This is a genomic window from Mesorhizobium sp. M0184 (genome assembly GCF_040322215.1).
Lineage (GTDB): Bacteria > Pseudomonadota > Alphaproteobacteria > Rhizobiales > Rhizobiaceae > Mesorhizobium.
Genome location: NZ_JAMYSZ010000001.1, coordinates 124,636 through 144,759, shown reverse-complemented (window position 1 = coordinate 144,759; position 20,124 = coordinate 124,636). Strand labels below are relative to the sequence as shown.

At 63.4% G+C, this 20,124-nt stretch carries 20 protein-coding genes; 5 read left to right on the top strand and 15 right to left on the bottom strand.

Features of this window, described 5'->3' with window-relative positions; genetic code table 11:
- Entirely contained in the window at positions 1-981 is a 981-nt protein-coding gene (locus tag NKJ23_RS00730; RefSeq protein WP_023675183.1) for an AraC family transcriptional regulator, read from the bottom strand.
- 94 nt (positions 982-1,075) lie between these two features.
- Between NKJ23_RS00730 and NKJ23_RS00725 the strand changes: the two genes are divergently transcribed.
- Positions 1,076-2,299, top strand: a complete 1,224-nt coding sequence (locus NKJ23_RS00725; RefSeq protein ID WP_352677658.1) for an MFS transporter — start codon at positions 1,076-1,078, stop codon at positions 2,297-2,299.
- Here the strand turns inward: NKJ23_RS00725 and NKJ23_RS00720 are convergent.
- Positions 2,296-2,643, bottom strand: a complete 348-nt coding sequence (locus NKJ23_RS00720) for a GFA family protein (protein ID WP_352677657.1) — start codon at positions 2,641-2,643, stop codon at positions 2,296-2,298. The two genes, NKJ23_RS00725 and NKJ23_RS00720, sit on opposite strands and share 4 nt — an antisense overlap.
- A 120-nt stretch (positions 2,644-2,763) precedes the next feature.
- On the opposite strand from NKJ23_RS00720, the gene NKJ23_RS00715 reads away from it, so the two are divergent.
- On the top strand, positions 2,764-4,059 hold the full coding sequence (locus NKJ23_RS00715) for an amidase (RefSeq protein ID WP_352677655.1): 1,296 nt from the start codon (positions 2,764-2,766) through the stop codon (positions 4,057-4,059).
- A 14-nt stretch (positions 4,060-4,073) separates the two neighbouring features.
- Here NKJ23_RS00715 and NKJ23_RS00710 read toward each other — a convergent pair whose 3' ends face one another.
- The 5 genes from NKJ23_RS00710 to NKJ23_RS00690 are packed head-to-tail and all read right to left on the bottom strand — an operon-like array spanning position 4,074 to position 8,311.
- Entirely contained in the window at positions 4,074-4,457 is a 384-nt protein-coding gene (locus NKJ23_RS00710; protein ID WP_352677654.1) for a DUF6748 domain-containing protein, read from the bottom strand.
- Between the two features lie 42 nt (positions 4,458-4,499).
- Complete coding sequence (locus tag NKJ23_RS00705) at positions 4,500-5,480, bottom strand: hydroxyacid dehydrogenase (protein WP_352677652.1); 981 nt, start codon at positions 5,478-5,480, stop codon at positions 4,500-4,502.
- 1 nt (position 5,481) lies between these two features.
- The gene (locus tag NKJ23_RS00700) at positions 5,482-6,198 is read right to left on the bottom strand and encodes a FadR/GntR family transcriptional regulator (RefSeq protein ID WP_292661187.1); all 717 of its coding nucleotides are present in this window, start codon (positions 6,196-6,198) and stop codon (positions 5,482-5,484) included.
- A gap of 1 nt (position 6,199) precedes the next feature.
- Positions 6,200-7,369, bottom strand: a complete 1,170-nt coding sequence (locus tag NKJ23_RS00695; RefSeq protein ID WP_023675189.1) for a mandelate racemase/muconate lactonizing enzyme family protein — start codon at positions 7,367-7,369, stop codon at positions 6,200-6,202.
- 54 nt (positions 7,370-7,423) lie between these two features.
- Positions 7,424-8,311, bottom strand: coding sequence for a sugar phosphate isomerase/epimerase family protein (locus tag NKJ23_RS00690; protein WP_023675190.1), 888 nt, complete (start codon positions 8,309-8,311; stop codon positions 7,424-7,426).
- A gap of 392 nt (positions 8,312-8,703) precedes the next feature.
- Between NKJ23_RS00690 and NKJ23_RS00685 the strand changes: the two genes are divergently transcribed.
- The 3 genes from NKJ23_RS00685 (at position 8,704) to NKJ23_RS00675 (ending at position 12,185) form a co-directional block, all read left to right on the top strand.
- Complete coding sequence (locus tag NKJ23_RS00685; protein ID WP_292661180.1) at positions 8,704-9,759, top strand: sugar phosphate isomerase/epimerase family protein; 1,056 nt, start codon at positions 8,704-8,706, stop codon at positions 9,757-9,759.
- Between the two features lie 161 nt (positions 9,760-9,920).
- The gene (locus NKJ23_RS00680) at positions 9,921-11,108 is read left to right on the top strand and encodes a Gfo/Idh/MocA family protein (protein WP_023675192.1); all 1,188 of its coding nucleotides are present in this window, start codon (positions 9,921-9,923) and stop codon (positions 11,106-11,108) included.
- A 225-nt stretch (positions 11,109-11,333) separates the two neighbouring features.
- Positions 11,334-12,185, top strand: coding sequence for a sugar phosphate isomerase/epimerase family protein (locus tag NKJ23_RS00675; RefSeq protein ID WP_352677650.1), 852 nt, complete (start codon positions 11,334-11,336; stop codon positions 12,183-12,185).
- A gap of 24 nt (positions 12,186-12,209) precedes the next feature.
- Here NKJ23_RS00675 and phnE (NKJ23_RS00670) read toward each other — a convergent pair whose 3' ends face one another.
- The 8 genes from phnE (NKJ23_RS00670) to NKJ23_RS00635 all read right to left on the bottom strand — a co-directional run bounded on the left by phnE (NKJ23_RS00670) (position 12,210) and on the right by NKJ23_RS00635 (position 20,012).
- On the bottom strand, positions 12,210-13,577 hold the full coding sequence (phnE, locus tag NKJ23_RS00670) for a phosphonate ABC transporter, permease protein PhnE (RefSeq protein WP_352677649.1): 1,368 nt from the start codon (positions 13,575-13,577) through the stop codon (positions 12,210-12,212).
- Positions 13,578-13,638: 61 nt separating this feature from the next.
- The gene (phnE, locus tag NKJ23_RS00665; protein ID WP_352677648.1) at positions 13,639-14,601 is read right to left on the bottom strand and encodes a phosphonate ABC transporter, permease protein PhnE; all 963 of its coding nucleotides are present in this window, start codon (positions 14,599-14,601) and stop codon (positions 13,639-13,641) included.
- A gap of 66 nt (positions 14,602-14,667) precedes the next feature.
- Complete coding sequence (phnD, locus tag NKJ23_RS00660; protein WP_352448387.1) at positions 14,668-15,576, bottom strand: phosphonate ABC transporter substrate-binding protein; 909 nt, start codon at positions 15,574-15,576, stop codon at positions 14,668-14,670.
- 90 nt (positions 15,577-15,666) lie between these two features.
- A complete protein-coding gene (gene phnC / locus NKJ23_RS00655) occupies positions 15,667-16,515 on the bottom strand; it encodes a phosphonate ABC transporter ATP-binding protein (RefSeq protein WP_023675197.1) in 849 nt (282 codons plus the stop codon).
- Between the two features lie 231 nt (positions 16,516-16,746).
- On the bottom strand, positions 16,747-17,364 hold the full coding sequence (locus tag NKJ23_RS00650; protein ID WP_023675198.1) for a DapH/DapD/GlmU-related protein: 618 nt from the start codon (positions 17,362-17,364) through the stop codon (positions 16,747-16,749).
- Positions 17,361-18,068 carry a phosphonate C-P lyase system protein PhnL gene (gene phnL, locus NKJ23_RS00645; protein ID WP_352633814.1) on the bottom strand — a complete coding sequence of 236 codons (708 nt, stop codon included), beginning with the start codon at positions 18,066-18,068 and terminating at the stop codon, positions 17,361-17,363. The genes NKJ23_RS00650 and phnL overlap by 4 nt, the downstream gene beginning before the upstream one ends.
- A 211-nt stretch (positions 18,069-18,279) precedes the next feature.
- Positions 18,280-19,056, bottom strand: coding sequence for a phosphonate C-P lyase system protein PhnK (gene phnK / locus NKJ23_RS00640; RefSeq protein WP_352577417.1), 777 nt, complete (start codon positions 19,054-19,056; stop codon positions 18,280-18,282).
- Entirely contained in the window at positions 19,053-20,012 is a 960-nt protein-coding gene (locus tag NKJ23_RS00635) for an alpha-D-ribose 1-methylphosphonate 5-phosphate C-P-lyase PhnJ (RefSeq protein WP_502899011.1), read from the bottom strand. Before NKJ23_RS00635 ends, phnK begins: the two co-directional genes overlap by 4 nt.
- Positions 20,013-20,124 lie beyond the last annotated feature (112 nt).

Here is a 20,124-nt window from a genome sequence, read left to right as displayed (position 1 = left end):
TTAGCCGGCCTGGCGGATCTCCGCCTGTTCCTCGGCCCGGAAATGGCTGGGCGGCGATCCGATGACCCGTTTGAAGGCGCGGCTGAAGGAGGCGTCGGATTCGTAGCCGAGGCGCGCCGCGACGACGGAAATCTTGAGCCGGTCGCGGACCAGCCATTGCCTCGCCTGGTGCATCCGTACCTGCGTGACGTACTTTGCCGGTGTTTCGCCGACAATGGTTGCGAAGCGCTCGGCGAAACCTGATCGCGAGGCACCCATCATCTTCGCCAGAGCCTCCACCGTCCAGTCGCGGTTCGGTTCCAGATGGATCGCGGCCAGCACCCGGCCGATCTCGCGGTCCCTGACCGCCGCAATCCAACCGGAAGAGTCGCCGCAGCCGCGCTCGACCCATGAGCGGATGACGGTCGCGGCGAGCACATCGGCCAGCCGCGCCAGGATGCCGCCAGAGCCGACGCGCTCCATCGTCACCTCGCGGGCCATCGCTTCCAGCAAATGCGGGATACCTGGCTCATAGGCTTCCAACTCATGCGCGCGCATCACATCCGGCATCATGCCGAGCAAGGGGTGCAAGCCATCGAGATTGAAATACATGCTGCCGAAAAACAGCAAGGTCCCCGGACGGCAGCCGGGCATGCCGTCATTCGACATGCAATAGACACCCTTGCAGATTTCCTCGACCTCATAGCCGTGGATCGGCGCCGCCTCGATACCCGGCTCGCTCGCCAGCGTGTGGGCTGAGCCGCGCGGCAACAATACCGCGTCGCCCGCCTTCAGTTCCACCCATTCGCCGGACGGCTGCAGCAACCAGCAGCCTTTGCGGCCGATGAAATGAAACCGTGCCGCCGCCTGAGCCGGAAAATGGATGCCCCAGGGTTCCTTCATCTCGCAACGGCCGTAATCGACGCCTTCGAGGCGCAATCCGCGCAATATGTCTGTCAGCGGATCACCGGTGATTGGAATTTTGGACGAACGGTCAAACATAATGGTGTTTCTAGCATGGAAACTCCAGCTAATCACTCCCTATGTTGCTTGCATTGCAGCCAAATGCTGCGCTGCAACAGACCGGAGATCCCTCATGACCGAACCCGCGACAGGCGTCATGGACGCCGTTCTCGACCCATCGGAAACCGGCGAACGATCCGAGCCCGCATGGGGGGCGGTGGTCTCCCTGGCGCTCGGAGTCTTTGGCCTGGTGACCGCGGAATTTCTGCCTGCCAGCCTGCTGACGCCGCTTGCGCAGGATCTCGGCATCACCGAAGGCGCCGCCGGGCAGGCGGTAACGGCCACCGCCGTCATTGGCGCGATTGCGGCGCCGACCATGGCTATTGTCACCAAGCGGCTGGACCGCAGGCTGGTCATGTTGGCGCTGACGGTGCTGCTTGTGCTGTCAAACCTGGTGGCCGCGTTTGCGTCCTCGCTTCCCGTTCTTCTGATTGCCCGCATCATGCTCGGGATCAGTCTTGGCGGCTTCTGGTCGATGTCGGCAGCCATGGCGATGCGGCTCGTTCCGATGCGGCTGATGCCGCGCGCCATGTCGATCATTCTCACCGGCGTTTCGGTGGCGACGGTCTGCGCGGCTCCGGTCGGCGCCTATGTCGGCGACATCTGGGGCTGGCGGACGGCGTTCATGATCGCCGCCGTGGTCGGTGCGCTGGCGCTGCTGGTGCAGGTGGCTACCATTCCGAAGCTGCCGCCTGCAGGTACGGCAGGTTTTCGCACGCTGCTGGAGGTGATGAAGCGGCCGATGATCAGGGTGGCACTGCTGGTGGTGCTGCTGGTCGCCTCGGGACATTTTGCCGGCTTCACCTATGTCCGCCCGTTTCTCGAGAAGGTGCCCGCGCTGGACATCGAGACGATCTCGCTTGTGCTGCTCGCCTACGGCATTGGTGGCTTCTTCGGCAATTTTGCCGGCGGCTTCATTGCCGAACGCAGCCTCAAGGCAGCCGTCAGCCTGGCGCCCCTGCTGATCGCGTTTTCGGCGCTCCTGCTGCTGGTGGTCGGAGTTTCACCCGTCGTGGCTGCAATAGCAGTGGCCAGCTGGGGCTTTGCCTTCGGCGCCGTCCCAGTCGGGCTGCAGACCTGGCTGGTGCGAGCCGCCCCCGATCAGGCGGAAAGCGCCGGTGGGCTCATGGTTATGACGTTCCAGGTCGCCATCGCGTTGGGCGCCGTCTTCGGCGGCCTGCTGGTCGACAATACCGGCGTTGCCACCGCCTTCGCCTATTGCGCGGCGGCGACGTTGCTTGCGGCACTGGCGGCGTTCTTCCTTGGCCCCAAGCCGATCGACGACCCCAAGGCCTAAACGGAACGGCCGTCGAAGTCGAAGACCGGCACGGCGGCGACGTCCAACGCCTCGATGCAATTGATATTGATATAGGCACTTCGCCCGCTCCCTTCGCCGACATCCTCGGCGAAGGGGTGAATGCCGCAGCTGCGGCAGAAGCGGTGGGCGATGACATGGTTGCCGAAGCTGTAGCGGCCGATATCATCGCCCCAGGCAAGCACCCGCATGCTCTCATGCGGAACTGCCCATAACAGTGCACCCTTGCGCGAGCAGATCGAGCAATTGCACCGAACGGCTCCGGTCAGCTTGCCTTCGACCTCGAACGCGACCTTGCAGCAGTGGCAGCTGCCTTGGTAGAGCATCGGGCCTTCCTCCTTCGGTTCGACAGGTGCAAATCCGACCGTGCCGGGCTATGTCTCCTGCGGCCAGTTTCTGGCTGCTACCTTAAGACGTTGCAAGCGCGCGGAGTCCGACACCGAAAAATGCAATCAGCCCGCGATCACCTCGAAGCAATTCTTTCGCCTCTTGCCGCTCGCGTCGACGATGAGAGGGTTTTCGTAAAGCTCTACCCGGAAGTCGCACGGGCGGCGGCGGACGCCACCGATGCGCGGCGAAAAGCCGGCGTCACGCTCGGGCCGCTCGATGGGGCGATCGTCTCGATCAAGGATCTGTTCGATGTCGCCGGCGAGCCGACCACGGCCGGCTCTCTGCTGCTCGCCAACGCAGCGCCGGCGCTGCGGGATGCCATTGTCGTGCAACAGTTGCGCCAGGCCGGTGCAATCATCCTCGGCAAGACCAACATGACCGAGTTCGCCTTTACTGCGATCGGCGTCAATCCACATTATGGCACGCCCGGCAATGCTAGCGATGCCAGCCGTATTCCGGGCGGCTCCTCCTCAGGCGCCGGCGTTTCGGTGGGCGAAGGCACCAGCGAAATCTCCATCGGTTCCGATACCGGTGGTTCGGTGCGCATTCCGGCATCGCTGAATGGCGTCGTCGCTTTCAAGCCGACTGCGCGGCGCGTGCCGCTTGCGGGTGCGTTTCCGCTGTCAGCCACGCTGGACTCGATCGGTCCGCTAGCCCGCACCGTCGCCGAATGTGCGGCGGCCGATGCAGTGATGTCGGGCGAAAACCTGGCGGCACTGTTGCCGCTGCCGCTGGACGGCCTGCGCATCGGTATTGCGCGCGGCGTGCTGTTCGATGATACGCAGGAAGAGGTCGCGACGACGTTCGACCGGTGTCTGCGCAAGATAGAGCTTAGCGGCGCACGGCTTGTGGAGCTGTCGATCGACGACCTGCTTGCCGATCTGCGCGTGGCAACCCAACGCGCGTCGATCGCGGCGATGGAAGGGGCGGAGATCCATGCCGACTGGCTGGCGACGGGAGCGACGAGGCCGGTCGACCCGCGGGTAAGCGGGCCATTGTCGCGCGCCGCCGCCATTCCGGCCACGGTCTATGTCAGGGCAATGCGCCGCCGCACGGCGCTGGCCGCCGCGATGGATGACCGGCTGGCGTCGGTCGACGTGCTGGCCCTGCCGACCACACCGGTGACGGCGCCGACGATCGTGTCGATGACCAGCGACGAGGCTCTGTGCAACAGGACGGAAGGCCTTCTGCTGCGCAACACGCAGGTCGCCAACCAGTTCGATCTATCAGCCATCTCGCTGCCGATGCCGGGAATGACGCGTCCGGCCGGGCTGATGCTGGTGGCGCGCAATGGCCGTGACCACCACCTGCTGCGCATCGCAGCGGGCGTGGAGGGGCTGCTTGCAAATTGATCGGATAGCGCGTGTCAGCGCGACGAGCAGTGGCCGCGTTCGCTGTCCTTGGCGGCGCGTTCGATGCTGGTGGCTACCAGCCAAGGCAGGGTGTACCGCTTGCCGTTGAAGGTCCGGGTGCGGTTCTCGATCGAGCCGACAACAACGACCTTGCCGGCATAGAGCTTGTCTGAAAGATCGAGCGCCTTGTCTTGCTGCGGCAGGCGATCGATGTCGATTGAAACGCCTTTGATGAGCTTCCCAGCAGCGAGGTCGAGTGCGCTGTTCGATGGACAGGGTGCCGCCACGCAGCGTATGCCGTTGTCGCAGAACACGTAGCTACCCTGTCCGTTGGCGAAGGCTTGCGCCGTCGCCACGAAGAAGCCGGCGGTCAGCAGGAATTTTGTGACGCTTGCCATGCCGGCACCATCGCCGGCGAATTCGGGAAAATTGGGGCGCTTTCAGAAATCGGCAGGGAACCGCCGCCGGTAGTGCTCGACCACTTCGGCGTTGCGCAGATTGACCGGCAATCTGTTGGCCAGCACCAGCAAGGCTTCGCCAGCCGCGCCGACGCCCATGCGCATCATCGACTGCTCGGTAATCCCAGCCATGTGCGGGGTGACGATGACGTTGTCGAAGCCGAAATAAGGATGGTTGGGCGGTAGCGGTTGTGTAGCAAAAACATCGAGCGCAGCGCCGCCGATGCGGCCCTTCTGCAAGGCCTCGATCAGCGCGTTGTCATCGATCACCGGCCCGCGCGAAACATTGATCAGCAGCGCATCCGGCTTCATCCGCTCAATGCGCTCGCGGCTGATCAGCCCCCGTGTTTCGGGCGTCAGCGGGCAGCACAGAACGATGATGTCGCTCTGCTCGATGAGTGCATCGATCGACAGGAAGCCGACCCTGTCCGGCGCCGGCCGCATGCTGCGCGTCGTCGCCACCACATTCAGATCGAACCCATGGGCGGCGATGTGGCCAACCGCCTGACCGATCGCGCCGAGGCCGACAATGCCGATCGTCTTGCCCGCTAGCTCGCTGGCCACCACCGTGTGTTCGCGGCCCGCCAGCCAGCCCTTCGCACGCAAGTCGCGGTCCAACACACGGAAGCGCCTAAGTAGCGCCAGCGCCGCGAACATCACATATTCGGCGACAGATCGCGCGTTCACCCCCGGCACGTTCGCCACCAGCACGCCGGCCGCATTGGCCGCTTCCATCGGTACCATGTCCAGCCCGGCGCCGTGGCGGATCGCGGCCCTGAGCTTCTTCGCGCCTTCGAAAAGCGCCGCAGGCAAGGGAGCGCGAACGATGATGACATCGGCGTTCCTCGCCTCGGCGGCCAGCGTGGCCGCATCGAGGGCGGAAGCAACGACGAGTTCGCCGGCCCCGGTCAGCATGGAAGCGGCACGAGGGTGCAGTCTGTGTGTTGACAGGATCTTGGGCATTTCAGGCCTTTTCGAGCGCAGGGCTTTCCGGTTCCGCCCCACGCCCCTCGATCAGCCCCTTCCAGTAGCTTTCCGCGCCTTGCAGGTGGGCGCTCATCAGCGCCTGGGCGAGATTGCCGTCGCGGCGCAGCAGCGCCTCGTAGATCTGGATATGCTCGGCATGGGAGCGCACGCTGCGTTCGGGATCGTTGAAATAGATCGGCAGGCGCAGCTCACCCATCATGTAGTAGACGCTGCAGATATTGTGGAAGACGCTGTTCTTGGTCGCCCGCACGATCTCGAGGTGGAACTCGCGGTCTTCCCGGGCAAGCCCTTCACCGGCGGCGATGCGATCCTCGGAGGCCTTCAGGATCTCGCGCAGCCGCTCGAAATTCTCCTCGGTGGCGCGTGAACAGGCAAGTTCGGCGGCCTTGATCTCGTGGATCTTGCGCAACTCGACCGTCTCGTAGATCTGGACGGGATCGAGCGGCAGGCCGGCGCGGGCGAACAGCGCCATCGCCTCGACGCTCGCCTGCTTCGTATCGATGTAGATGCCGGATTTCGCCCGTCGCTCGACGATGCGCATGGCCTCGAGAATGGCCAGCGCCTCGCGGATCTGGCCGCGGCTGACGCTGAAATGCTCTGCCAGTTCGCGCTCCGACGGCGTGCGGCCCGTCTCCTTGTCCGAATGGGAGAACAGATAGGCGGCGAGTTCCGCGAGAAGGTTCTTTTCTTTCATGTCAGCCGTGTTGCGCGTGCGCCTCCAGGAACCGCTCCGAAATGGTGAATCCCAGCCCGGGTCTATCAGGGATCGCTACCATACCGTCCTTTGCTTCGACAGTCTCTTCGATCAGATCGTGGATCATCGGGTTGGCGCCGAGCGAATATTCGACGGTGAAGCTCGCCGGTGAAGCAGCGCAGACATGCAGCCCGGCAAAGAAGCAGGGCGCGCCGGCCCAAAGATGCGGCGCAAAGCGCAGATTGAAGGCGCTGGCGATGGTGCCGATCTTCATCGCCTCGCTGATGCCACCGCAAAAGGCCGGATCCGGCTGGAATATATCGGCGGATTTGAGCACGGCGAGGTCGCGGAAGGCATAGCGCGTCGCCTCACTTTCGCCGGTGGCGATCGGGATCGAACCGCAGGCGCGCACCTCGGCCATGCCGGGCTTGTCGTCGGCGATCACCGGCTCCTCGAACCAGGCGAGATCGAGGTCGCCGGCGAGATGGATAAAGCGCTTGGCTTCGGCCACCGTATAGGTGCCGTGCGCGTCGACCATCAGGTCGATATCGGGACCGAGCGCCTGTCTGGCGGCACGGACGCGAGCGGCCGAGATATGTGGGGCGCCGTCCATGGCGCCGACGCGCATCTTCAGCGCCTTGAAACCGCCCTTGGTGATGTAGGACTGCAGCTGGTCGCCGATGGCTTCCGCAGTAGCCCAGCCGCCGGAAGCATAGGCCGGCATGCGGTCCAGCTTGCGGCCGCCGAGCAGCCGCCAGACCGGAACGCCGAGCGATTTGCCAAGAATGTCCCACAATGCGATGTCGACGGCGCTGATAGCGGCGATGCTCATGCCGCGTCGCGCCAATTGCGGCATGGCGTGGCCGGCGCGAGCGGCGCTGTCGTGGCGCGTGCCATTATAGAGCATCTCCCATATGACGCCGATGTCAGCCGGGTCGCGGCCGACCAGCTGCGGGCCGACCTCGTAGTTCAGCAAATGGACAAGGGCGCCATAGCTGCCGGCGCTGCCGGCGGCATTCTTGCCCTCGCCCCAGCCGACCAGCCCGTCGTCGGTCTCGATGCGCAGGATGGCGGCGTCGAACGTCGCCACCTGACCGAAGTCGCTGCGGTGCTGCTTCGCGGCTTCGATCGGTATGCGGACCCACCAGGCTTGGACCGTCTTGATGCGCATGTTCATCCTCGGCCCGGCCGCGGTGAGGCGGAAGGGCTTTTCCAAACGGGTCGGCTACTTGATCAGCGGCAGCAGCGTTTCCGCGTTGATGCGCATCTGGTCGGTGTAGAATTTCTCCGTGAGCACGCTGGAGCCGTGGTCCTGAATGAATTTCAGCTGCTCCGGCGAGATGTCGACGGGGTTGCGTTCGACCATGTCGGGATAGGGGGCAGCCGGCGTGCGGTCGACGGGGGCGACGAATTCATTGGTCAGCGCGCCGTCATAGCCGATCTCCTTCAGCGTGCCGACGATCTTCGGCCAGTCGATCTGCCCGAGGCCGGCGGCGAAGCGGTTGTTGTCGGCGACATGGAAGTCGTACAGGCGCTTGCCGACCTGCCGGATGGCGTCGTAGACGTTAAATTCTTCCATGTGGATGTGGTAGGCGTCGAGGCAGACGCCGCATTCGGGACTGACCGCATCGGCCAGCGCCAGTGCCTGGGCGCCGCGGTTGAACAGATAGGTCTCGAAGCGGTTGAGCGGCTCGACCGCGATCTTGACGCCGACCTTCTTGGCGTGGGTGAAGCATTCCCGGGTGGCGTCGACCACCCATTTCCACTCCTCTTCCTCGGTGCCGTCCGGCACCACCTTGCCGACGGTGGCCGGAACCAGCGTGATGATCTCGCCGTCAAGTTCGCTGACCATGGTCAGCACGTCCTTGACATACTGCACCGAGCGCTCGCGTTGGCCCTGGTCCTTGGCGGCGAGATTGCGCTCGCCCAGCATCAGCGTCACCGCTCCCCAGCAGCGAATGCCGTACTCGTTCAACAGTGCGCGCGTCTCCTTGGGCTTGTACTGTTCGGGTTCGCCGGAGATCTCGATCGACTCGTAGCCGAATTTCTTGATGCGCTTGAGCGTCGTTTCCAGCGGCTCCGCCCGCATCCAATTGTGCGTCGAAAGATGCATGGTCTATCCTTCCCAGAATCGCCTGTACCAGTTCGCCTGCGGCGCACTCTGCCGAAGCGTGCCGCATGATTCCTCCGCAAGGCGTCCCAGCATTTTTTGCAAACTGGTTCGACCAATTGGGCTTGAAGGGAGGTCTACAGTAATTTCATCTGGACGGCAAGAACTGCTGCCATCAAGCGTTGGCTCCTGTCTATGCTATTGATTATACTTAAACATGTGGCTTAACTCGGCATGGTTGCAGGACCGTCGCAGCGCTTCAAATGGCTTGACCAGATTTCGGCATTTGGTAATACCAGAATAGCAGCGCTGAGCGCGCTGTGCAAAGAGACCAAAGACGCTGGCCCTGTTTTCAATCGGCGCTATGCTTGGTCGTGAAACATAGGGAGATGCCGATGCCGACGACGATGAAGGGGCCTGGTCTGTTCTTGGCGCAGTTTGCGGGCGACGCCGCGCCGTTCAATTCGCTGGCCTCGATCACCAAATGGGCGGCTGGTCTGGGCTACAAGGGCGTGCAGATCCCGACATGGGACGCCAGACTGTTCGATCTCGAGAAGGCAGCCTCCTCCAAGGCCTATTGCGACGAGGTGAAGGGCATCTGCGCCGATGCCGGCGTCGAAATCACCGAACTGTCGACGCATCTGCAGGGGCAACTGGTGGCAGTGCATCCCGCCTATGACGCGCAGTTCGACGGCTTTGCGCCGGCTGCGGTGCACAACAATCCAAAAGCCAGGCAGCAATGGGCGGTCGAACAGATGAAGTTCGCCGCCAAGGCGTCGAAGAATCTCGGGCTCAAGGCGTCGGTGTCGTTTTGCGGCGCGTTGGCCTTCCCATACCTCTACCCATGGCCGCAGCGGCCGGCGGGACTGATCGAGGAAGCATTTGCTGAGCTGGGCAAGCGCTGGAAGCCGATCCTCGACGTCTATGACGAGAACGGCGTCGATGTCGGCTACGAAATCCATCCGGGCGAGGACGTGTTCGACGGCGCGACATTCGAGATGTTCCTCGATGCGGTCGGCGGCCATAAGCGCTGCAACATCAACTACGACCCGTCGCACTTCCTGCTGCAGCAGCTCGATTATCTCGAATTCATCGACATCTACCACGAGCGGATCAAGGCGTTCCACGTCAAGGACGCCGAATTCAATCCGACCGGGCGGCAAGGCGTCTATTCCGGCTACCAGAGCTGGACCAACCGCGCCGGGCGTTTCCGCTCGCTCGGCGACGGGCAGGTGGATTTCGGCGGCATCTTCTCCAAGCTCACCCAATACAATTACGATTCATGGGCGGTGCTGGAATGGGAATGCTGCCTCAAGCACCCGGAGGATGGTGCTGCCGAAGGCGCCCCCTTCATCCAGCACCATATCATCAGGGTGACGGAAAAAGCATTCGACGATTTCGCCGGCGGCACGACCGATAAAAAGGTGCTGCGCGGCATGATGGGGATCTAGCACAGATATCCCTCCCCCTCGAGGGGAGGGTCGATCCGCGCAGCGGATCGGGGTGGGGTCGCTGGGCGTAGAGCTCGGCATGAATCGACCCCACCCCGCGCTACGCGTCGACCCTCCCCTCAAGGGGGGGAGGGGTATCTCAGATAACGAGGGAGAAAATCATGGTTGGCGCATCGAAGACGGAAACGGGAGGCGGTCCGATCCGCTACGGCATGGTTGGCGGCGGACAAGGCGCCTTTATCGGCGCGGTGCACCGCATCGCGGCGCGCATTGATAACGAGTTCGTGCTGGTTGCCGGCGCCTTGTCGTCGAATCCGGAGCGCGCCAAGGCCTCGGCGGCCGAGCTTGGGCTCGATCCGGCACGCAGCTACGGCTCCTATGCCGAGATGGCCCAGGCCGAGGCCAAGCGGCCGGACGGCATCGAGGTGGTGGCCATCGTCACGCCGAACAATGTGCACGTGCCGGCCGCCAAGGCTTTTCTCGAGGCCGGCATCCACGTCATCTGCGACAAGCCGCTGGCGACGACGCTGGCCGAGGCAAAGAAGCTGGCGGCGCTGGTCGAAAAGACCGGCAAGGTGTTTGTGCTGACGCATAACTACACCGCCTATCCGATGGTGCGGCAGGCACGCGAGATGGTGGCCAAAGGACAGCTCGGCGATATCCGCATCGTGCAGTCGGAATATCCGCAGGACTGGCTGACCGAAGATCTGGCCGCCACCGGCCAGAAGCAGGCTGCGTGGCGCTCAGACCCCAAGCAGGCCGGTGCCGGCGGTGCGCTGGGCGATATCGGCACGCACGCCTACAACCTCGCCCGTTTCGTCTCCGGGCTGGAGCTCGATTCGTTGTCGGCCGATCTCGATGCCTTCGTACCGGGGCGGCTGCTCGACGACAACATCAATGTGCTGCTGCGCTTCAAGCCGGTCGGCGGGTCGCACTCCGCCAAGGGCATGATCTGGGCAAGCCAGGTGGCGCCCGGCCACGAGAACGGCCTGAAATTGCGCATCTACGGCTCGAAGGGCGGGCTCGAATGGGTGCAGGCCGATCCGAACTATCTCTGGTACACGCCGTTCGGCCAGCCGAAGCAGTTGATCACCCGAAACGGCGCGGGAGCGTTGCCCGTCGCCGGGCGCGTCAGCCGCGTTCCGCCAGGCCATCCGGAAGGCTATCTCGAAGGTTTCGCCAACATCTACCAGGAAGCCGCGCGGGCCATTCGTGCGGCGCGCCGGAAGGGCGGCAAGCCGGCTAAGGATGTCGTTTTCCCAACTGTGCAAGACGGCGTCGAAGGCATGGCCTTCATCGAGGCCTGCGTGAAATCGGCGAAGAAGAATGGAGCGTGGACGAAACTTTAATCACTGCGTCCGGTTAACGGGAAGTCCCCCTCACCCGGATGCCAGCCGAATTGCAAGGGCAATTCGGGGCATTCCGATCTCTCCCCGAGGGGAGAGGAGATCGCCTGCGTTGGCGTCTGCATCTTCTCCCCAGAGGGGAGAAGGTGGCCGCGAAGTGGCCGGATGGGGGGCTTGTGGCGAAGTCGCCGGAGGAGCAAGCCCGGCCGTCAAAGGGGAGGGGCGTCGATGAAAATCGGCATGTGCATGTTGTTGTGGACGACCAGTGTCACGAAAAAACACGAGCCGTTGTTGAGGGATATCAAGGCGACCGGCTTCGACGGCGTCGAGATACCGGTCTTCTCCGGCACGCCGGACGACTACAAGAAGCTCGGTGAGCTGCTCGACCGCATCGGGCTGCAACGTACCGCCGTCTCGGCGATGGGCGATCCGGCGATGAACCTGATCTCGGCCGACGCCTCGACGCGCAAGGCCGGTATCGACTACATGAAATCGGCGATCGACTGCGCTCAGGCGCTTGGCGCGAACACGTTGAGCGGCCCGCTGCATTCCACACTCGGGGCCTTCTCCGGCAGCGGGCCGACGGCGGCCGAGAAAAAGCGCTCGGTCGCCTCGCAACGCGCCATCGGCGATCATGCCGGCAACAGAAACGTCACTATCGGGCTGGAGGCGCTCAATCGCTTCGAATGTTATCTGCTCAACACGATGGACGATCTGTCGGAGCATATCGACGCGATCGACCGGCCGCACGTCAAGGCGATGTACGATACCTTCCATGCCAATATCGAAGAAGCTGACCCGATCGGGGCCTATACGCGCAACCGCAAGAACATCGTCCATATCCACATTTCGGAGAACGATCGCGGCGTGCCGGGTCGCGGCCACGTCCCTTGGAAAGAGACGTTCTCTGCCATCCGCAAGAGCGGTTATGACGATTGGCTGACGATCGAGGCGTTCGGGCGTTCGCTGAAGGATTTGGCCGCGGCCACCAAGGTGTGGCGCGACTTTTCCGAAGGCCCGGAAGCTGTTTACCGCGACGGCTACAGGCATATCAGGAATGGATGGAGGAAGGCGCCCTAACCGCACGCCTGCGCAACGCCCCCGTCAGCCCTGGCCGGCCTGGATCCGGTTGTAGTCGTGGATCGTCCTGCTCAAGCGGCGGCGCAGGAAATTGGAAATGTTGTCGAAGATGAAAACGACGAGCAGGACCAAGAGCACCATGTAGAAGACATTGGCCCAGTTGGAATTGGTGCGCATCGCCTCCCAGAGCTTCAGGCCGATGCCACCGGCACCGACGGCGCCGATGATCGTCGCGCCCCTGGTGTTGGATTCCCACTGATAGAGTGTCTGGCTGATGAAGACCGGGATCACTTCCGGCAGCACGCCATAGCGCTGCACCAGCAAGCCGTTGGCGCCGGTCGACTGGATGCCCTCGCGTGGCTTGTCATCGATGTTCTCGAGGCCTTCCGAATAGACTTTGCCGAGCGTGCCGATCTCGGTGAAGAAAATCGCGGCGCTGCCGGCAAGCGGGCCCGGGCCGAAGGCGCGGGTGAAGAACAGCGCCCAGATCAGCATGTCGACCGAACGCATGAAATCGAAGAACCGCTTTAGCACCTGGCTAAGCAGGCCGCTCGGGGTGATGTTGCGGGCGGCGAAGAAGGCGAGCGGGAAGGCAACGATGCCGCCGAGCAAGGTGCCGAGAAACGCCATGACGATGGTCTGGAACAGCTTCGTCCAGACGTCGCCATGCTGCCATTGGGCGTTGTTCCAGATATTGTCGGCGGCCAGCGCAATGTTTGACGTGCCCGGCTTGAGTTGGGGTCCGGACATCAGCAACGAGACCACCTCGCCGGGCGACTTGCCGAAGAAGGGCGAGCGTGTGTCGAAGACGAAATTCGCCCAGCCGAGGAAGCGTTTGCGGACCTTGACGCGATCGACGGTTATACGGACCTCGCCGGCAAAGCCCATCCTGGCGACGATCTCATCGTCATGCGCGGTGATCCACTCCGGCACCGGGCCGGATATTACCGGTTTGCCGCTGGCCAAGGACACCGGCACCGTCTGGCCATTGGCGACCAGCGTCGCCTCGGTCTTGTCGAAGGTGACCGATTTGGCCCGGCCGTCGATCAGGATGGTGTAGGAGCCGTTGGCGTTGGTGATGACCCAATCGGGATGCGGGTCTTCGCCGAGCGCCGAAAAACGCGGGTATCTGGGTGTGATCCGAGGCTGGTCGAGACGGAATTCCGGCTGCAGATCGTAGCTGATCCATTGCGTCAGGAAGAGCGGCAGGCGCTCCCAGTGCGATTCCCTCAGTACTTGCGGCAGGCAGAAGAACCACAAGGCGTAGAGGAGATAGAGCAGGATGCCGGTGAACAGGACCAGCGGGCCGAAGCGTTTGTACAAGGGCCGCCGGAACACTTGGGGAAAGCGCTCCTCGATCGACCGCATCTCATCGGCGGTCATTGCGGCCATGGGCAGTCTTCTTGTTGATTTGCCATGATCTTTTCCAAAAACCGGAATCCACTTTTTGGGATCATGGTGAGGCACCCATCATGAATGCCTGCTCGCCGACGAGCTTGCGGCGTAGCCAGGCGGAAAACTGGTCGACGAGGAAGATCGTCGTGAACAGCAGCAGCACCAATGCCAGCGTCTTGGCGCCGAAGCCGCGCGAGATGGAGAGCTTCAGTTCCTCGCCGATGCCGCCACCGCCGACCGCGCCGATAATGGTCGAGATACGCACATTGATCTCGATCCTGAGCAGCGTGTAGGACATGAAATTGGGCAGCACTTGCGGCAGGCCGGCAAAGCGCACGCGCTCGAACCAGTTGGCGCCGACCGCGCGCAGGCCTTCTTCGGCGCGCATGTCGATGTTTTCGTTGATCTCGTAGAAGAGCTTGCCGAGGGCGCCGATGGAATGCAGGCCGATGGCGATGATGGCTGCGACCGGGCCGGTCGAGAGGATGGCTGCGAACAGGCCGGCAATGACGATCTCGGGGAAGGCGCGAAGCAGTTCCATGAAGCGCTTGACGACGAGCCTGAGCACCGGACTGGGCGTCAAGTTGCGCGCGGCGATGAAGGAAAAGGGCACCGCAAAGACAAAGCCGATGAAAGTGGAAACCAGCGCCACGTTAAGCGTGGTGAGCATCAGCTCGAAATATTCGGGTAGATAAAAGCCGCCCCAGAGATAGACGCGGCCAAGCGGGAAGTTGAACTCTTGGCTGCCCTTGTCGTGCGGCGATGCGATGTCGAACAGCGCCCGCCAGACGTCGTTCCAGTCCTTGGGAACAAGCCAACCAAGGAAATCCAGTATGTGCGGCAGCCGATCGAAGAAATGTCCGGCATTGGCCTCGTCGGCGAACCACATGGCTGTGCACATGGCGACAAGCAGTGAGCCGATGCCGAGCGCCGTGTAGAACCGGCGCAAGGACGTCTGGCGTCGCCAGGCGTCTGCTGCCTGCCGGACCGCGTCTGAACGAATTGTAGCGGCGAAGGTCATACGGGGTCACGAGCGGACACGCAAAAAGGGCGGCGCTGAAGGACGCCGCCCTTTCCGCAATTGTCGTCAGCCGCCGATCGCGGCTTTGCGGGCTTCGACGATGACGCTGTAGAAGTCCGGCTTCACCGGAACGTAGCCGGTGAAATCGCCGCCTTCGATGGCCTCGAAGCAAGGCTTGTCCTTGGCCGGCAGGCTGGTGAAGAAGTTGGCGAGCTTGGCGCTCATATCGCCGCCGAGTGCGGTGCGCACGACCAGCGGGCCGTTCGGGATCGAGCCAGAGCGCCAAACTTCGACGAAATCGTTGGGGTCCACGGCGCCCTTGGCGACTTCCTTGTGGAAGGTGCCGGAGGTGTAGCCGTTCTTGAAGTCGCCGATGCCCGAGGAATCGTCAACCGCCACGTCGACCTTGCCGTCGCGAACCGCGAGAAGGTTGTTCTCGTGGCCGCCATTGAACTGAGTCGAGGCGAAGAAGGTTTCGTTCGAAGCGCCGGTGTCCTTCGGGATCTGGGTCAGCGGGATCAGGTAGCCGGAGGTCGAATCCGGGTCGGCATAGCCGAGCTTCTTGCCCTTGGCCGACTTGATGTCGGTGATGCCGGACGACTTCAGCGCAAGGCCGATCGAATAATAGCCGGTCGCGCCGTCGGTCTGCTGGGTGGTGAGGATCGGGGTCACGGCGTTCGGATCCTTGAGGTAGACGCTGGCATAGCCCGACGCGCCAAGCTCTGCGAAATCGAGCGTGCCGCCGAGCAGGCCCTGGATAACGCCGTCATAGTCGGCGGCCGGGAACAGCGAGACCTTCTCGAAGCCGAATTCGGACTTCAGGTGATCGGCGAGGCACTGAAAGTTGCGCAGCCGGTCCGCTTCGTTTTCACCGCCAAGGATGCCGATGCGGAATTCCTTGATATCCTGGGCGTGAGCGGCGCTTGCCGCGATGGCGAGCAATGAAACGGCACCAAAAACCATCTTCCTGAACATTATCTCTCTCCTGTTGGTCCCGGCCTCGCGCCGGTAGCGTTCGAATTTTTTGACAGGTGCCTTTGACGCGGGCGGGCGATCAGGCCGTTCTCAATATCCCGGGAATGCGGGCTCGAGCGGTCCGGCGGATGCAGCGATTTTCTGTTTGATGGCGACACTGGTGGAGGTGATGGCCTCGGAGATTTCGCCGCCATTGCTGTCGGCGCCGTAGACCATGCGCACGGCCTCGCGGTTGAGGGCTTCGGGCGGGCCGTCGAAGACGACCTTGCCGGCGGCCATGCCGATGATGCGGTTGCAGTAGGTGCGGGCCGTATCCAGCGTATGCAGATTTGTGATGACGGTGATGCCCTCGCGCAAATTGATGTCCTGCAGCGAATCCATCACCACCTTGGCGTTGAGCGGATCGAGCGAGGCAATCGGCTCATCCGCCAGCAACACCTTCGGCTGCTGCATCATGGCGCGCGCAATCGCAACGCGCTGCTGCTGGCCGCCGGAAAGTGTGCCGGCCGGCTGCAGGGCGGTGCGGGCGATGTCGAGGCGCTCGAGGGCTGCAACCGCCTCGGCGCATTCACCGCGGGAGAACATGCCAAATAGGTTGGACAGCGTCGAGCGGTGGTTGAGCCGGCCGAGCAGCACATTGGTCAGCACATCGAGGCGCGGCACGAGATTGAACTGCTGGAAGATCATGGCGCAGTCGCGCTGCCATCGCCGGAGCGGCGAGCCGCGCAACCCGGAGACCTCGACGCCGTTGAACAGGATGGATCCCTGGCTGGGATCGATGAGGCGGTTAATCATGCGCAGCAGCGTCGATTTGCCGGCGCCGGAGCGGCCAATGATGCCGACCATCTGGCCTTGCGGAATCGCGATGTGAACATTGCTGACGGCGGTGTTCTTGCCGAACCGGCGGGTGACGCCGCGGATTTCGAGCGTAGCTGACATGGTGCAGGCTCCAGTCCAATCGCAATTGAAGGTCTGTTTACCCTGGCTAGCGCAGCCGCATGAACCTGCGGTGTCGGAACGATGTCAGTTTTGTTACTGCCCACAGCCTGGAGCGGGGCGGGATCAACTCGGCGCGAGAAGCTCGAATGGTGAATGGTGATAAGAACGGCTTCCCTGAGCCTCGAAACCTGTCCGCTGCCCCCATTCACATTCACCACCATTTCACGACCCTCAGCCGCCATATTTCTCCAGAAACGTCTCCGCCGACAATTCCCGAAAATCGTCGAGCGCGGCGCGCAGCCTTGCATGGTCCCAGTCCCACCAGGCGAGCGCCTGGTAGCGCTCCGCGGTGCGGCGGTCGAAGCGTTCGCGGATCGGCTTGGCCGGTACGCCGGCGACGATGGTGTAGGGCGCGACGTCCTTCGACACCACCGCACCGGCACCGACCGCCGCGCCATCGCCGACGGTGACGCCCGGCAGGATGGTCGAGCCGTGGCCGAGCCAGGTGTCGTGGCCGATGGTGACGCGTTTGGCGCGGCGCTTGGCGAAGAATTCGCTCTCGTGCTCGGCGTCGTCCCAATAATCCGAGGCGCGATAGGTGAAATGGTGCAGCGTCGGCCGCCAGGTCGGATGGTTGGTAGCGTTGATGCGCACGCTTGCGGCGATGTTGGCGAATTTGCCGATCGTTGCGCACCAGACGCCGCAGTCCTGCATCATGTAGGAATAGTCGCCGAGCGTGCTTTCGGAAACCCGGCAGCGCTCGGCGATCTCGGTCCAGCGGCCAAGCGTCGAGTTCTCGACTTCCGCCGTCTCGTGGATCAGCGGCGCCTCCGACAGTTTCCTGGTCATGCGGCGATTTTCCCGGCGGCGAAGGCGGTCACGTCGATGACGCGGTCGGCGACCGCCTCACGCACGTCGTGATCGTGGAAGATGCCGAGCAAAGCGACGCCCGCTGCCTTCTTGGCGGCGATCAGGGAAATCACCACATCGCGGTTCCTGGCGTCGAGCGAAGCGGTCGGCTCGTCGAGCAGCAGGATCGGGTGCTCGGTGATGAAGCCGCGCGCGATGTTGACGCGCTGCTGTTCACCGCCGGAGAACGTCGCCGGCGGCAGCGCCCAGAGCTTCTCCGGCAGGTTGAGCTGCGCCAGCAAGGCGCGTGCCTTGCCGTGCGCGACCTCGCGCTCCTCGCCGCGCTCGACCAGCGGTTCGGCCACGACGTCGAGCGCAGAGACACGCGGTACGGTGCGCAGGAACTGGCTGACATAGCCGATGGTAAGCCGGCGCACGGCAAGCACGGTGCGCGGGCTGGCCGAGGCGAGATCGATGAGCCCGCCCTCGTGCTGGACGATGATCTGGCCTTCATCGGCGGCATAATTTCCGTAGAGCATTTTCAGGATCGAGCTCTTGCCGGCGCCGGACGGGCCGCCGAGCACGGCGCATTCGCCGGCCCTGATCGCGAACGAGACACCGGCGACCACCGGCAGTTTGATGCCGTCGCGCAGATGCATGGTGAAGCTCTTCGCGACATCGGAGACAACGAGCGGGGTTGCCATCAGAGCGTTCTCCAATCGTCATTCGTCTGCGGGCCAACACCCCCCTCTGGCCTGCCGGCCATCTCCCCCTCAGGGGGGGAGATTGGCTGTCGCATTCGGTTTCGCCATTCTCCTGTGTCGCAGAACGGGCGGGACATAAAAGCTGCTGATCTCCCCCCTTGAGGGGGAGATGGCCGGCAGGCCAGAGGGGGGTACGCCGGAGCAATCATCGTCACACCTGCAGAATCGAGGAGACAAGCAACTGGGTATAAGGCGCGCGCGGATCGTCGAGGACGCGGTCGGTGAGGCCGCTTTCGACGACGCGGCCGTCCTTCATCACCATCATGCGCTGCGACAACAGCCGCGCCACGGCGAGATCGTGGGTGACGACGATGGCGGCCAGGCCGAGATCGGTGACCAGGCCGCGCAACAGATCGAGCAGGCGCGCCTGCACCGAGACGTCGAGGCCGCCGGTTGGCTCGTCCATGAACACCAGCCGCGGCCCGGTGACGAGGTTGCGGGCGATCTGCAGGCGCTGGCGCATGCCTCCGGAAAAGGCGCGCGGCTCGTCGTCGATGCGATCCTCGTCGATCTCGACGCGCGACAGCCAGTCGACGGCAGTGGCGCGGATTTTTCCATAGTGGCGGTCGCCGACCGCCATCAACCGCTCGCCGACATTGGCGCCGGCCGACACCGTCATGCGCAGCCCGTCCGCCGGGTTCTGATGGACAAAACCCCAATCGGTGCGCATCAGGAAGCGGCGCTCGGCCTCGCTCATGCGGTAGAGTTCGCGAAACTGGCCGTCGCGCATCCGGTAGCTGGCGGTGCCGGAACTGGGCAGCAGTCGAGTTGACAGGCAGTTGAGCAGCGTCGTCTTGCCGGAACCAGATTCGCCGACCACCGCCAGCACTTCGCCCGGCCAGAGGTCAAAAGTGACGTTCTCGCAGCCGACGCGCGAGCCGTAGGATTTGGACAGCGCCGAAACGCGCAGCAAAGGTTCGTCGGTCATTGCTTCTCCTTACCCTCCCCCTCGTGGGGAGGGTCGGCGCGTAGCGCCGGGGTGGGGGGTGAGGCGGTGGCAGTACCCCCACCCGCGCCTTCGGCGCGACCTCCCCACAAGGGGGAGGTAGGGGCGTTGCGCCGCTTCTCGCAATGATCGGTATCGGAGCAGACGAACATGTGGCCGCCATGGTCGTCGAGGATGACCTCGTCGAGATAGACGTTCTCGGCCGCGCACAGCGCGCAGGGCTGGTCGAAGGTCTGCACCTCGAACGGATGGTCCTCGAAATCGAGGCTGACCACATCGGTGAAGGGCGGCAGCGCGTAGATGCGCTTTTCGCGGCCGGCGCCGAACAATTGCAAAGCCGGCGAACGGTGCATCTTCGGATTGTCGAATTTCGGCGTCGGCGAGGGATCCATCACATAGCGGCCCTCAACCTTGACCGGGTAGGCGTAGGTGGTGGCGATGCGGCCGTGCCTGGCGATGTCCTCGTAGAGCTTCACATGCATAAGGCCGTATTCCTCCAGCGCATGCATTTTGCGCGTCTCCGTTTCCCGCGGCTCGAGGAAGCGCAGCGGCTCGGGGATCGGCACCTGGTAGACCAGCACCTGACCGGCACTCAGCGGATATTCAGGGATGCGGTGGCGGGTCTGGATGATGGTCGCCTTGGCCGTTTCGGTGGTGACCGCGACATTGGCGACCTTCTTGAAGAAGGCGCGGATCGAGACGGCATTGGTGGTGTCGTCGGCGCCCTGGTCAATGACCTTGAGCACATCGTCCGGGCCAATGATCGAAGCGGTAACCTGGACGCCGCCGGTGCCCCAACCATAGGGCATCGGCATTTCGCGCGAGGCGAACGGCACCTGATAGCCAGGAATGGCGATGCCCTTGAGGATGGCGCGGCGGATCATCCGCTTGGTCTGTTCGTCAAGATAGGCGAAGTTGTAGGTGGCGATGTCGGTCATGGCGATCGCTTCCGCTCTGTGCTACCGAATTGAGTTCCAAGACACGGAAAAGGGGCTGGGCTCCGATGACCCCGACCGGATGGATGCGCCTCGGAATCCTGTTGCTGGTGTT